The organism is Alicyclobacillus sp. ALC3, assembly GCF_028751195.1.
In the GTDB taxonomy this organism is placed as follows: Bacteria; Bacillota; Bacilli; order Alicyclobacillales; family Alicyclobacillaceae; genus Alicyclobacillus_L.
On sequence record NZ_CP066784.1, the window covers coordinates 674,365 to 688,828 of the forward strand.

Annotated in this window: 13 protein-coding genes and 1 pseudogene; 3 read left to right on the forward strand and 11 right to left on the reverse strand. The window is 53.2% G+C overall.

Going from position 1 to position 14,464, the window contains the following annotated elements:
• Positions 1 to 21 precede the first annotated feature (21 nt).
• The 9 genes from JC200_RS03140 to JC200_RS03180 form a co-directional block, all read right to left on the reverse strand.
• A complete protein-coding gene (locus tag JC200_RS03140; protein ID WP_274434733.1) occupies positions 22 to 519 on the reverse strand; it encodes an aromatic-ring-hydroxylating dioxygenase subunit beta in 498 nt (165 codons plus the stop codon).
• Positions 516 to 1,856, reverse strand: coding sequence for an aromatic ring-hydroxylating oxygenase subunit alpha (locus JC200_RS03145; protein ID WP_274434734.1), 1,341 nt, complete (start codon positions 1,854 to 1,856; stop codon positions 516 to 518). Before JC200_RS03145 ends, JC200_RS03140 begins: the two co-directional genes overlap by 4 nt.
• A gap of 100 nt (positions 1,857 to 1,956) precedes the next feature.
• On the reverse strand, positions 1,957 to 3,237 hold the full coding sequence (locus tag JC200_RS03150) for an MFS transporter (protein ID WP_274436455.1): 1,281 nt from the start codon (positions 3,235 to 3,237) through the stop codon (positions 1,957 to 1,959).
• Positions 3,238 to 3,427: 190 nt separating this feature from the next.
• Entirely contained in the window at positions 3,428 to 4,066 is a 639-nt protein-coding gene (locus JC200_RS03155) for an RraA family protein (protein WP_274434735.1), read from the reverse strand.
• A complete protein-coding gene (locus tag JC200_RS03160; protein WP_274434736.1) occupies positions 4,063 to 4,725 on the reverse strand; it encodes an RraA family protein in 663 nt (220 codons plus the stop codon). The genes JC200_RS03155 and JC200_RS03160 overlap by 4 nt, the downstream gene beginning before the upstream one ends.
• 3 nt (positions 4,726 to 4,728) lie before the next feature.
• On the reverse strand, positions 4,729 to 5,403 hold the full coding sequence (locus tag JC200_RS03165) for an RraA family protein (RefSeq protein ID WP_274434737.1): 675 nt from the start codon (positions 5,401 to 5,403) through the stop codon (positions 4,729 to 4,731).
• Between the two features lie 61 nt (positions 5,404 to 5,464).
• Positions 5,465 to 6,733: a Rieske 2Fe-2S domain-containing protein gene (locus JC200_RS03170; RefSeq protein ID WP_274434738.1), complete on the reverse strand. Its 1,269-nt coding sequence runs from the start codon at positions 6,731 to 6,733 to the stop codon at positions 5,465 to 5,467.
• A gap of 62 nt (positions 6,734 to 6,795) precedes the next feature.
• Positions 6,796 to 7,776, reverse strand: a complete 981-nt coding sequence (locus tag JC200_RS03175) for a DODA-type extradiol aromatic ring-opening family dioxygenase (protein ID WP_274434739.1) — start codon at positions 7,774 to 7,776, stop codon at positions 6,796 to 6,798.
• 37 nt (positions 7,777 to 7,813) lie between these two features.
• Positions 7,814 to 8,818 carry an amidohydrolase family protein gene (locus JC200_RS03180; protein WP_274434740.1) on the reverse strand — a complete coding sequence of 335 codons (1,005 nt, stop codon included), beginning with the start codon at positions 8,816 to 8,818 and terminating at the stop codon, positions 7,814 to 7,816.
• 219 nt (positions 8,819 to 9,037) lie between these two features.
• On the opposite strand from JC200_RS03180, the gene JC200_RS03185 reads away from it, so the two are divergent.
• Complete coding sequence (locus JC200_RS03185) at positions 9,038 to 9,673, forward strand: MarR family winged helix-turn-helix transcriptional regulator (protein ID WP_274434741.1); 636 nt, start codon at positions 9,038 to 9,040, stop codon at positions 9,671 to 9,673.
• Between the two features lie 780 nt (positions 9,674 to 10,453).
• Positions 10,454 to 10,597 (forward strand): annotated as a pseudogene (locus JC200_RS24305) (hypothetical protein); the annotation flags it as partial.
• A gap of 134 nt (positions 10,598 to 10,731) precedes the next feature.
• Here the strand turns inward: JC200_RS24305 and JC200_RS03190 are convergent.
• Both JC200_RS03190 and JC200_RS03195 read right to left on the reverse strand, forming a co-directional pair.
• Positions 10,732 to 11,910, reverse strand: coding sequence for a tRNA-dihydrouridine synthase (locus JC200_RS03190; RefSeq protein ID WP_274434742.1), 1,179 nt, complete (start codon positions 11,908 to 11,910; stop codon positions 10,732 to 10,734).
• 124 nt (positions 11,911 to 12,034) lie between these two features.
• Positions 12,035 to 13,360 carry an MFS transporter gene (locus JC200_RS03195; protein WP_274434743.1) on the reverse strand — a complete coding sequence of 442 codons (1,326 nt, stop codon included), beginning with the start codon at positions 13,358 to 13,360 and terminating at the stop codon, positions 12,035 to 12,037.
• A gap of 299 nt (positions 13,361 to 13,659) precedes the next feature.
• Between JC200_RS03195 and JC200_RS03200 the strand changes: the two genes are divergently transcribed.
• On the forward strand, positions 13,660 to 14,415 hold the full coding sequence (locus JC200_RS03200; protein ID WP_274434744.1) for an IclR family transcriptional regulator: 756 nt from the start codon (positions 13,660 to 13,662) through the stop codon (positions 14,413 to 14,415).
• Positions 14,416 to 14,464: the final 49 nt, after the last annotated feature.

Here is a 14,464-nt window from a genome sequence, read left to right on the forward strand (position 1 = left end):
GCCTCCCTCCTCCAGTATTATTTATAGGAACATACTCAGGTTCTTAACCGCTAGAACGGTTTGATCACAGTACACTCTGCGCGCGGCAATTTTCCAGTGTCCCTCCACCCTACGGACAAGGTCCGATCGCATGCCGGTCAACTGTTCAATAGTGATTTCGGAAGCACGCGTCCGGCAAAAGAGGAAGCTACTTTGTACCTCAAACTCGTCACCACCCAAAGGTGCAACTCGGACATTGCTGATCAAGTGGCGCTGTCGTGGAGGGGGATCCTCCACCCAGGCCGTCTTGGTGTACAGGCGGTGCACGCGTGATGTCAAGGTAGCTTTTGTCTCCGCATAGTAACTCATTCCGGATGCAAAGGGTTCTCCGTCCTTACGCTCCACGGTCATACGAACTGGCATCGCGTAGTGCATGTCATCGCTAAGCAGGTTCAGCCACTTATCATACTGCTGACTGTCGAGCAGTTCCGCTTCGTAATAGAGGAAGTCCGTGATCTCTAGAACAATCTCCCAGTTCACTGATTTACCTCCTCCACGACCGATGAGATGTAGTCCAACCAAACCTGTTGAATCAAACGCGAGGTATTGTCGTTGAATCCTACGTAGGCAGTACCTGGTCCTGGGAATAACGGGTCTGGTTCAATTCTGCCGAAGCCCATGAGGTAGTTGTACACGTTGTTGTAACTGAGGTCCTTGTCTCTCGCCATCCATCCGCGGCTCGCCTGCACTACCCGTGCCCAGTTCTCTGTATCGTCCTGCTCCAGCGTTCCGGATGGGCCAAATGAACTGATATATGCCTGATATGACTCCTCCTTATAGGTGTCTGATGCCTCTTTTTCGACCATGAACCAACTCCAAATCTCGACCTTATCAGGACCGAGTGGGCGCCAGACACGGAAGTTGAGAAAGTTACGGAAGTCACCTTCGTATCCGTGGGGCGCACTGTCGAAAGACAAAGTCGGATAGATCCCGCCGGTAAAAATGGACGAACGCCTGAGCAGGTCCAATTGGATGTCATTCAGCTTTTCCCCGAATAACGACCAAAGCTCGGACGGCATGCCTTGATAGGGGTGCTCCGGCGTGTCTCGAAACACGCTGAGGTTCATCGCGTGGCCCCGTTCTAGGGCCACATGGTAGCCAATACGCGGAGGTAATTCAGCGGCACGTGGGCTGATGCCGACTTCCACCGTCGACGAGTGCGTTGTGACGACGTGGTATGGATCCCCAGCAAAGTTTTCATAGGTCACTTTCCAGTTCGCATCCACCACCCATCGGTGCGGTGCTCCGATGACTTCGACGCCTCCTGGCGTCCTGCCCACTAAGAGGTCTAGGTACCACGTCATGTCGCCCAGGTACTCCGTGAGCGATTCCGCGTCTCTACTTAGGTTTCCAAAGATCATCCCGTGGTACGACTCGACACGTGGGATTGGACGCAGACCCCACTCCTCGCGGCGCAGCTCTTCTCCGTATACTTTGTTACCAAGGGTGACACCAATTAGTGCACCGTCGGACTGGAACGTCCAGCCGTGATAAGGACAGGTAAAGGTCGAGCGGTTACCTCTATCCGCAGTGCAGAGCTGCGCCCCACGATGTGTGCAAGAGTTTAGATATGCGCGTACCTCGCCGTCTTGGGACCGTACCAACAGCACCGGGTCGTTGACCATCCATCGTGTCACGTAATCTCCTGGGTTGTTAATCTCGGACTCATGGCCGAGAAACTGCCAGGTCTTCGAGAAGATCGTTTCCATTTCAAGTTCGAAAATTGACGGGTCTGTAATTACCCATTGTGGAAACAGGCCCGACGCTATCTTGTCGCGCAACTGCGCAATGTGAGTCCTGTGAATTCCGCCACCCATGGTCTCTGCCTCCACTTCTACGCTGTCTCATTCCGAACGAGCCAGCGGATCGGGTGTCCGATGTGCCTCGCACCCGATCCGACTGAAAGAGCCTTCGTTGTCAGCTGGCGATCTCCTCGAGCTCTTTGTTTGGCTGGATCACCCGCCCAAACAGGAAGGTGATGGCACCAAGAAAGATCAAGACCGCGCAAAACACAGGCACTAGGGACGGGTGTCCGCTGGACATGATCGCTGTGAAAACGGCTGGTGCCGGCACCGCTGATAATGAGTAGATACCCCACGCGAACGTGGATCCGGTTCCGCGTACACGGGTTGGAAACGACTCCGCGACATACCGAGCGTAGCTTCCCACCGTACCGCCACCGAATAGACCAATCAGACCAGACAAGGTCCACACGAGCCCTGTGCCCCCATGAATGTGGAACAAGAAGAGCACAACAGCGCCACATGTGAGGAACGCAACCATGACGTGCCGACTTGGGATGCGGTCCGCTAGCCAGCCACAGATGATCTGTCCGAGTAGTGAGCCAATGCCCTCGAAGGCTAAGGCGTGAACAGCGGCACCAACACCTAAATGGTCGAACACGATGAAGTACTCAACCCCGAGAACAAGGATGAACGCGTTAGCAAAATTCAGGAAAAACCCTGCAAGAGAGACCACAATTGTCTGACGACGCAGGTCCTGAGTGAACAGGTGACGCCAACCTGGCTTTTGCAGATCTGGGTCATTTGACTTAGAGGCTGCTGCGTGACGGCGCTTTTCCTGCAGGTCCCTAAAGCGGACCGTTTCACGCACCGAGAACTGTGCGACAATCGCAATCAAAATCGGTGCCAAACCCAGAAGGAAGAGCAAGCGCCAGTTGCCGGAGGCCAAAATTGGAGCGCTTACAAAACTAACAAGCACCGCCGCCATTGAGAAACCAGAAACGATAATGCCCATCAAAAGTCCGCGTACCTTTGCGGGCGCGTCTTCGCCTATCAGGCACTCCGCAGCGGTCGGAATGGCGACGGCCGTACCGCCGAGAAAGTTGTAGATTCCAAACGTTAAAGCGCCAGTCGAAATTGCGGTCAATCCACTAAACACGCCGCTGACCAAGAGCAAAATTTGCAGTCCGCGCTTGCGACCGAACCGATCAATGATTGGACCGATGAGAAACTGGGAGAGACAAGTCATCAACGTGTTCCCGCTCGTGATGAGTCCCATGTTGTTCAAACTGATGTGGAGAGTATGTTGAATCGTATTAAACGACACGTTGCGGGAGATTTGATCAAAACCGCCTGTCAACACCGCGAGGGTGCCTACTACGGTAAGCAAGACGACGTATCTGCTGACCGTCTTTTGAACGCGTGGTGCCGTGCCCCTCTGTTCATCCAGTGCCATTGACACAGGTATCACTCTCTTTCCTCGAGATCGTACAAGACAAATCACACGTAAAGTTGGCCCCCAAACTCCCCACATTGTTCCCCTAACCACGAAATTTTCTGATATCTAACGGCCATTGCATGCTTATCTGACAGCGCTTACTCCACCTCCTTGTAACGTAACGATTCGGACTAGAAGCGTCCACTTTTTATCCCTCATCAGGTTCTGCCCAACCGTAAATATCCATGGTTGTGTGCCCCTGTTTGAGTCTCTCCCGGACTTCCATCTCGTGGCGTTCCCGTTCATGCGCCCGTTGCAAGGTGGCCTCTATGTTTCCATTCGGTATGACAACCACGCCATCACGGTCGCCGACGACCCAGTCTCCACTCTGTACCGGTACATCCCCGATGCAAATCGGATTCCCGATTACCCCTGAGCCGTGAGGATCCTTGGCAGTACCGCGAATACACAACCCACGTGCAAATACCGGAAATTCCAGCCCTGACAGCACCTCTCCGTCGCGCACACACCCATCAATCACCAGACCTGCCAAGCCACGCGCCATCGCGGCGTGCGTCATGATATCTCCCCAGTAGCCGTGTTCAAACACGCCACCAGTATCGACAACAAGTATCGTGCCTGGTTTCGCTGTGGCAAGAGCCTTGTGCAACCAAAGATTATCTCCCCCTGACGTGACGACTGACAAAGCGCGACCAAGCAACTTCCAAGTGGGATTCAACGGCTTGATTTGGGAAGGAAGTGCACCCTGCTGGCCAGACGCCTCGTGTAGAGTGGCCGTTGCGTAGTCCAACCGCCGGATTCCGTCAATCACTGCGGCCTCCTTCACTTCGCTCCCTCCCGCTGCTTGCTTTGGAGTTTGTGGTAGTTAAATTGTTTTCTCGCGTCATCGAGTCGTGATCCCGTGCGAACCGCACTCCGAATCTCTTCTTCCGCTTCCTCAATCTCGCGAGCAAGTTGCAGCACCGCCTGCTCGTGTTCCGCCGGGACGACCACTACACCGTCCGAATCACCGATGAGTACATCTCCCGGCCGAACCCGGGCGCCCCCGATCGACACTGGAATATTCACGCCATCCACTTGCACCCGATCCTTGCCCGTACGCATATAGGCACCTCGGCTGAAAATTGGATAATTCAATTCGAAGCTACGCGGCGAGTCTCTGCAAACACCGTCGATAACCGTACCCCCGAGCTCGCGCTGACTTGCGACGATGGTGAGGATATCACCCCACACTGTGCAATCGGTGTGTCCCCGGTTGTCAAGCACAACTACATCCCCGGGTGCAACGTCATCGATGTAGTCACCGACTGTTCCGTTCTCTGAACCGACCGGCCCATACTGAATAGTGAAAGCTCGCCCGCATAGATGGAAGTCGAGTCTCAATGGTCGAATCCCGAGGCACGTCCCCTCTAGTCCGAGACGATCCATCGAGTCTGAAATCGTAGGCGTGGAATAAGCTGACAGGGCCCGAACCATCTCATCCATCCGTCAACGCACGTCCTTCCGCCCGTCAGATTGATGCAACATCGTTTCATAGTTCCCGCCCATGACTTCTGCAGACGCTTCCCCTCTACGCAACCTCTCAGCCATCGCGGCTTCCTTTACGACGATTTGTTCAGCCGTTGGGACAACCTGTTCGACGTGATCCTGAGAAATAAAGACGACCCCCGTGCTATCCGCCACCACGTAGTCTCCAGGTCGGACCTGGACACCAGCAACCGTAACCGGCTCATTCCAGTTGTACTCCCTGACTCGGCCTCTCGCGGTACGGACGACAGCCGCCGTAGCGTACACGGGGAACCCAATATCCGTGGCCTCGTCAACATCCCGACATGCTCCGTCGACGATCACGCCACGGACACCGCGCTCCTTTGCGGCAATGCTCAAGTTTCCGCCCCATCCCCCCGCATCCGTGCGACCTTGATGAGCCACGACAATCACCTGCTCGTCAGTCGATGCGTCAATCGCCCGCGTTCCCAGGTGCGCTGTGCTCTTGTTGCCGTCGGCGGGTCCGAGAAGCACGGTCGTCACCCGTCCACACACCCGCTTACGAACGCTTACCGGCCGGATACCTTCCGCGTACCCATCATGCCCCAACATATCCATGGCGTCCGAGACCGCACAGCTGTCTATGTTCTGGAGACGTTCCAACCAAGGGTCCATTGTCTTCACCGCCTGTATCTGATCATGTTTTGGTGCGACCTGAGAGGGTCTTCCATACCCCTCAGGCGCTAGGGGCATTAGTCACGTAGTCCGTATCCTTGAGACGCAGTTCCTCTCTGGCCCCTTCTTGGAACGGAACACCCTTCGCCAAAATCACGCTCGCTGCCCTCACTCTCTGAGAGTCGCTCGTCAGCCCTGGCGGCACGGCCCCTTGCTGCAATTCCCTTGCCGCTTTCAGTAGCACTTGCCGAGCAACGATAATTGCCGTATCGCTCGTCCCTAGCCGCTCGATAGTTCGGTTTACAATGGGCCCGGCGCTTTCCTGAACAGCCGCGTCCTGCGTGGAAACGTTCGCGATGCCGGTATAGGAGCGTCCACTTGCCTGGAGATGGCGGTCGATAAGGTAGTCGTTGTCTTTGTTTTGGACAGGGCGTAGAGTGCCTGGAATCAAGTCCACGTGGTGGGCCTTTACCAGTTCCTCGTGCGCGAACGGTAACACAGGGTCCCATGTAAACGACCAATGCATACAATTCTCATCATCAATCGGCACCCACGCGTGTGTAATGCGAGCGTTCGGGTTGAACACAGGTGGGATAATTCCGTACCACGGCAGTACGTAGTGCGTGACTCTCCAGTAAGCCTCCGCTGGGTTGTCGGTCTCTCGGCGTGCGCCAATGAGGAGTCCGTATGACGTCTTCTCGACCTCAAACTTTGGCGCGGTGTACTGGTGACTGATGGTTTCGACCTGTGTCCTGTTCTCCCTCACCTCTCTGTGCAGAAAGGAGATATGGCTTGAGTCGATCCCGCCTTCGAGTGCCTGAAAGTAGTTGCACTCCTGGACGCGCTGGCTAAAGCGGCGATGCGACTGAGGTACCTGCAAGAACTCAAACGCAGGCAGTTCAGGCTTCAACTCAGGCGGGCCCATGTAAGTCCACACCACACCGGCTATTTCGTGACAAGGATAGGCACGAATCGTCACTTTCGAGCTAAAGGAACTGCCTGACGGTTCGTTTGGCATATCTACGCACTGCCCGTCGCGATCGAACTTCCAGCCGTGATACACGCAACGAATACCGCACTCCTCATTTCGGCCGAAGAAAAGAGATGCGCGACGGTGCGGACAGAATTCGTCGATAAGACTCACAGCGCCGCTGCTGTCACGAAATGCGACTAGGCGCTCGCCAAGCACCTTCACACGCTGTGGCGAGCAATCCGTGCTCGGAAGTTCGCTCGACAGCATCACCGGCACCCAATAGCGGCGCAATAACTCACCCATCGGGCTTCCCCTGCCCGTCTGTGTCAACAACGCTTGATCATCGGCTGACAACAAGGGTTAACCCTCCTCGTAATTGCCTAGTTTCCCAGACAAACAGGTTTACTCTACCGCAGCCTTCACTTCCAAACCGCAAACCCCATTCCACAGCCCGTTCCAGCCGGAGTGCGATATGCTGGGATGTAGTCCACCAGTTCCATCGTCAAGTGCTCCATCGCTCCAGCTGCCGCGATCCAGTTCTTGATTTCGGATGTGCCCGACGTCATGTGCTCCTCCGGAAGTTGTGTCAACGCCATCTCGTCCTTGACTAACATTGCCCGCAGGGCTTGCCGATCAAGCGCCTCGTCGACAACAAAGTGGCTTAACCCCCCTGAAGCCACAACCGCGATCCGAAGGTCAGTCGGGTATTGGTCGACCGCCTGCCTCAGTGCCCGGCCAAATTGAAAGCAACGACCGGACGTTGGCTGGTTAGGCGGAAAATAGGTATTAATCGTAATCGGTACCATCGGTACGTCGAGGTCGTTCTTCATCAATCGATGCTTCGTAAAAATGAAGGAGTGCCCGATACCCCGTCCTACTGCCTGACGGGTAAGCTGTGCGACGTCAAACCCGGCGCTCATCATCTGTTCGACGATGTGTCGGCCAAGGGCACTGTCCGTCGGATAGTACTCCTCCTGTTCCCCATAGTTGGCCCAGCGAGCGGGTTCGAGCGATACGTGAGGGAGTTTTGCTGGAATGCAGTGTACCTGTTCGCCCCAAAACACGGAGAACGTTGGCATACCGTCGTCCTGGAACAACTCCCGCTGGTCGTCCCCGATGACCACCAGCACATCTGGTTTCGCCTGTAGCAGCTGCTCACGCACTTGTTCCATGCGGTCCTCCCACTGCTCGTACTTGTGCATCCACTTCTCTTCGCTGCATTCGGATTCAAGGTTTTCACCTTTACGAATCCGATAGAGCTCGTCGTACTGGTAAACAGTTCCACGGTAGTGAAGTTTTTGATTTACGTGGTCGCGGTCGATGTGAAGGTTCCACTGGTCGACAGGAGTACTTAACTGTGGGCTGTGTGACGTCGCGACGCCAAAAACGATTTTCGCCATGTGGTCTACCCCGCCTTTCCTAATGAAATCCTGCGGATTACGCCAGTCGGAACAACTGCTCAGCATTCCTGTGGAAAATACCTTCTTTATCTTCTTCGCTCAGCCATTCGATACGTTCAATGATGGGGTGGGTATTGTCCATATACTGTCCTGTGTTCGGGTTGACCACGGAGGCTGTACCCGGGTTTTCCGTTCCAAACAGGCACCGATCTGGGCCGACCGTACGGAACAGTAGTTCCAGTGAATCCTGCGTGTAGAGACAGGTGTCGAAGTAGAGGCGGCGCATACTTTCCTCGAATGGCTCCGCTTTCGGGTTGCGGTAACGGCCTGCCATAAACCTTCCGATTTGGTAGGGAACAGCTCCTCCTGCGTGTGAAATAATAAGTTTCAAATTGGGGAAATCTCGGAAGACGTTAGAGTTTAACAAGGACATCACGGCGATAGTCTCTTCGTTAATGAAGTGCAGGCTGTAGCTTTCCCGTGGCGACACACAGCTCGCCGAGTGAATGAGTGCGGGCACATCGAGTTCAACCAGTTTCTCGTATAGTGGATACCAGTACTCTTCTCCCATGCCAGGCGGTGTCCCCGTTCCTTCATATGGGTCGGGGTTGATCATGCAGCCGATAAACCCGAGTTCCTTAACACAACGCTCGAGTTCTGGGAGCGTGTGGCGCACATCTGTTCCCGCTGATTGCGGTAGACCTGCAACGCCCTGAAACCTTCCGGGAAAGAGATTACATAGACGCGCTATGATATCGTTTGCTGCTTCGGTATACCAGTGAACGATACGCTCTGGCTGCATCGAGTGCATGGCGTGGAACGGACGCGGAGAAATAAACTGAACGTCTGTGCCAACACCGTTTAACAGTTCAATGTGTGTTGCGGGCTCTCCCGCACGAGCGCCCCAGACCGCTTTCATGAGCCGTTCGTCGGAGACGGAGACACCTCCTTTCCCGTGCGCACCGCGACTCGCCAAAAGTGAAGCCTGGTAGGCGTACAACTCAGGCGGGGCGACAACGTGACCGTGTACGTCGATTACCACTAGCACTACCTCCATTCACTAAACCGGATTATAATCAACCAGTTTACTATACATGAGTGAACAGTATCAAATATTCTGTATCTTGTAAACAGAAAGGTTGCATTTGTTTGTCGGATTGGAGACGCGTGGAGGCCGCAACCAGGTACATGGTAAAATGGGTTCAATGCACGCCGGGGCCCGCCACAATGACTACAGGCCCAATGGGACGGGGGAATCAGCATGGGGCAACCGGATATGAGGATTCGCGAACAGAGAGAAAAACTGTATGCGGAAAAGGCCGAGCAATTACAGGCAAAAATCCACGCCATTGTCGACAGTTACGACGTTGTCCACCCGGACTTACACAAACCCTCCACAGAGTTGTCCATTTTGGTGGCCCGCGTCTACAACATGGTCTCGACTCTACTGAATGGATACACGTCGACACATGGTTTGACGCATGCAAAGTTTACCACCCTGCTGCTCTTGTATCGCACGCCGGGTTATGAACTTCGCATGTCTGAAATTAGTGAGGAAAATCATGTGACACGAACCAATATCACAAAACTCGTGGACGGGCTCGAATCCGAAGGATATGTGCAGCGGCGGCAGGATCGTACTGACCGTCGTAGTTCCCTGATCCAATTGACGAACAAAGGGCGCTCCTATGTGGAAGACCATTTGGAGTCCTACCTCCAACTTCAGCGATTGATGTTTAATGAGCTCTCTGCCAGAGAACAAGAATCGCTAATCACCATTCTCTACAAGCTTCTGTTCAGCCTTACGTTAAAGGGTGGGGAGGGTGAACTAAAACCCGACGAGTTTCATCGTGGAGAGGCCGATTCAAACTCGGCATATAGCGACAAAGAAGTGTGACCTCGTATGAGAAGGGCGAGCAACTTGGTCGCTCGTAGCTGCCTTCGCGATTAAAGGCAGAAGAACTGCTCTGATACGCCTAGAGAAATCCCTGCGCTGTTGACGGGGACGGCTCCTCGGTCAAGGTGCAGGTCGTGTTAAGATGGCACTGAAACCGATGAGCGACTGTGCCTGTGGCAGCGTACATGCGCATCTGACGGGAACTGTAGCCACGTTCTGTAGCTACTCCTGCAGGGTGCGTCGCTTAACGTGGCCAGGCTTGTGGTTCCCCTTCCCACTCAAGGACCTGGATGATTTGAGAGATACTCCGTGGGAACCTCTCACCGTAGCAGGGTCGCCTGATTTACAGCGACTCCGGAATTGCCTCTTGCCTATGCTGGATTTTGGGCATTGGCCTTAGTCCATGGAATCCCTCCCGACGACATTTAGCCAGGTAGCGGCGAAGGGTTCGCTCCAATATACCTGTCTGCGCGCGGATCTCGGCCTTAATGTGCCGACCGCGACCAGCCGGAGGATCCAATCGTCTCCCGATATCGACCACCTTTCCCCACTGGTTGGACGCAGTTTCCGCGCGGGAATTTGAGCGCTGGTGATAATTTTGTACAGGAGTTTGACGTGCGGATGTCGAATTTCTCCCTTATCGAATTTATGTGTTGGGGATTTCCAGTTGGTCACTGACATGCGCCCCGTGGTCATGGGGGCTTCAGCACTGTGGTCTCGCCTCATCGACCAGTACGGCCGGGTGCAAATGGTCGATGAACTGGCAGGCAGGATGCGGATAAACTTTCGGTTGGCACAAGGCTCAAAGCCCTGCTCATCAACATCGGCACCGATCGCAGGGCACTCTACACGGTACAGGAGTGCTATGAGAAGCGCGACATCGAGGTTCTGCTTGGAGCCGGCGTGTCGGCAGCCGAGCCATAGTTATGATGCTGTACTATTGTGTGTCGACCAAAGCGCTAAAGCGGGGGACAGTCCATGATGAACTACCTTCCGTTTTCACCGCCGCTATGTGGTTTTGTTGATCAAAAGTTGGTCTATGCCAAAATCATATTTCGTCACTCGACGAATGTCAGGGCACCATTGAATGGGCAGTGAACAGCGCACAAACCGCACCCGTTGCACTGCTCATTAATGTCCGGAACTCCTCCTTTTAGGGACAGAGCTCCAAAAAAGCAAGAGTCCCTACAAGGTTTTACCTCGCAAGCCAAACAGACGGAGGCATCCGTCAATGCTGCACGCCGAGGGGGAAATTCAACGGTATCCTCTTCTCGTAGGCATTGCGCGGACTTACCCACAAGATCACTCAGTCTAGTGACACCTTGTTTGTCACAGTAGTTCTGTAGGCCATTCAAGATGTCGGCGACCCTACCGTATCCATGCATCATGACGCTCGACGACAGTTGCACTGAATGAGCACCCGCTAGCATAAATTCAACCGCCGATTGCCATGAATGGACCCCGTTGCCGCCAATGACAGGCCCGCCGATTTGAGCATAGATTTGTGATACCCAATATAAAGACAGGGGTGTCATCCAGGTTCCGCCGATTCCGTTGTATCCGCCCAGAGCAGGACGCTGAGTCTCCAAATCAATCATCAAACCCTGGAAGCGGTGCATCATTGTAACTCCTGCCGCTCCTGCTTTGCGAACAGCTTGTGCTAATGCGATCAAGTCTGGTGCGTGAGGACTCAGTTTTACGATGACCGGAAGGCTTGTGGCTTGCGTGACGATCCGAACAATCTGTTCCGCGCGATCCGTTGATTGACTGATCTTTGCCCCCATCGCGTTCTTGCTGTGTCTCGCATGTGGGTTCCCAAAGTTCAGCTCGAGGGCGTCAACGCCTTTCTGCTGGAGCTTGAAAGACAGATCTCCCCAACCTTCCAATGTACCCGCATTAACGCTACCAACGACCCGTACATTCATCCGTTTAGCATGCTCTATCCAGTGAGGGAGTTGTTCCGAAATTTCATCAACAGACTGTAGCGGTCCACCGCGAGAAAAGAACGTATATTCATCCGAGACTCGTGACTGCCCATTTTCGTCGTGGACTAGGAATCTCGTAATGCCGGGTTTCTGAAAATCCCGCAACTCGCTGACAGACTTCAGCACAACTGCACCTGCGCCTGAGTCTATTGCGCGGTTAATATTCCACTTGTTAGTGGCGTCACTGGCTCCCAACCAAATTGGGTTTTTGAACTTCATGCCCAATAATTCCACACCGAAATCACAATTCATTTCATCTTATTCCTCCCGCCATAGCTCCAAATAAATCAAGGACCCGCCGGCCAATCGTAAAGAAGAGTGGTCTTCGCGGGCCCTTGGCATACACCGTCAGTATCGAATCAGGAAACGCCTTTGTCTATGCGTCCTGATCGTTGAAATCCACGTGTCTGGTATCCGGACTTAGAATCCCACCAATCAGAATGAGCAGACCGCCAAAAGCAGTAATAGCAATTCCGGTATCCTTGTATGGCATCAACTTGGCCAGATCCAACATGAAGAAAGATGAAAATGACGGTATCAAAATCGCCAGACTGTAGCCAACACCGTATCCTGAGGCACGAATGCTCGTATGGAACATCTCGGTAATCCAGGACGTTAACAGCCCGAAGATCGGCACCATCAGTGCATTCAGAACTAGTACCAAGACAATCAGCTCAGCCGTGTGTTTGTATCCGCCGTTCACGAGAACATAGTATAACAACGGTGCGATTGTAACCCCGATAATACCGAAAATACTGACGACTTTGTTCCTGCCAATCTTTTGGCTGATCACGCCGACCAGAGTAAATAGGAATAGTAATACGATACCTGACAGAAGTTGAGACCACGTGATGACTCCGTGCCCTACGCCCAAAATTTTTCCGAGTATGCTTGGGTAGGCTGTCAGGAAGCCATTGGACTGAAACCAAATTCCGGACATCACAATAAAGACAATCATCAGCCGCCGCAGGGGCTGGCCTCGAAACAGTTGCTTCAGTGGGTAGGCGGACTCCTTGGTCGGCTTCCAAGCCCGCGACTCTTCGACTTTACGTAAGTAATATATGAACAGAACGAAAGAGAACGCCGCGCCGGCCACAAACGGGATCCTCCACCCCCAAACGGCATAAGGGGAATTTGGACCCGCAGATGACATGACACTCAAGAGCACCACTGTGATAATGGACATGGCAACTGAGGCAGCAGGGTAACCAGTGTTAATGAGGCCTCCGTACATACCTCTTTTGTGCTTCGCTGTATACTCCATGGCCAATGGGTTCGCTCCAGTATATTCGCCACCAAGGAATATCCCGTCTACAAACCGTAATATGGCAAGGAGAATGATGCCAGTAACGCCCCACACTTTGTATCCAGGCAGAAATGCCATGAGGAAAGTGGCCACAGTACATCCCAAGGTCGCAACAAGGGTAATCCGCTTGCGTCCCGTTTTGTCACCGTAGTGACCAAAGATGAAGGCGCCAAGCGGTCTTCCAATCAGCGAAAATGCAAAAACGAGGAACGTCATCGTCGTCTCTGTGGTGGGCGCTACCGTCTTTGGTAAGAAATATGACATAGCCGGGGCAAGCGCAACAACGGGAAGAAAAACGTCAAACATATCGACAAAAAAGGCCAGAAACGCGGCAATAAGAGCCTGACGACCGACTTCCGTCGGAACCTCCGACGTGCGCTCGTATACCAATGACACAATGCTTCCCCTCTATTCACTGTAAATTTAGAAACTTACAACCAACGTCCGCCAACTTAACATTTCATGGATGATCGCGATTCTGTATGCGCATACACAAGGGTCAATAAGTTTTCCGTAAGGTTCCGGTTTTGATATAATCCCAGAAGTTGACTCGTCTTTTACTATGGCCCCCTCTCACATTTAGGATTGAACGCCAGTCTGTACGGGTAGAATTTCTGTGTATTTGATACTATACGAAGCAGAATTGTTTCACAATAGGACTTTTAAAATTTCAGAATGTGAAATGAGGTATTGGATTGTCACAGTCATTCAGTCGAGGCTTACTCATTTTGGACATGTTCACACAGGAACGGCGTACGATAAACCTTGAAGAAATTTCTTCAGAACTGGACATTTCACCCATTACGGCATATCGCTACGTAAAAGTCTTGAATGACGCCGGAATACTACGATTCCATGACGGACAGGTCTCATTGTCCGCCAAAATACTACGATTTGTTCACCTCTTCATGGAGCAGGACAAGCTAACCGAGATCGCGAAAGGACCTGTTTCACAACTCTCCATGGATTTGAATGAAACGGTGGCGCTGTGCCAATTTGAAGCTCCAGATGTAGTGTGTACGTACCGCATGGAAAGTTCGTCCCCCTTGCGGACGTCATTCTCCATCGGACAACGAATGTCCATCTACGCTGGTGCGTTCTCACGTGCCATCATTGCATTTCTGCCAGCGCAGGAGCGCAACTCGGTGATTCGTCAAACCAAAATTTCCTCCTATACGGAGCACACCATCGCGAACCTAGAAGTTTACCTCGAGCGATTGTCCCAAATCCGCCAAGACGGTTACGACACGAGCAACCAAGAGGTCGACCCTGGGATTTACGCAATGGCCGTGCCCATTTTCGTATCCAACCGTGTTGTCGGCTGCCTGGGGATTGCCATTCCATCTGCACGCTACACCGAGTCACGCGGACCAGAGCTACTCGCAAAACTCCAACAGGCGTCCGCACATATATCGTCCACTATGCAATCGTCCGATCTACTTTTCTCCTAAGTCCCTGTCCCCTCCCACCAAAAACTGATTTCACAATGTGAAATCAGTT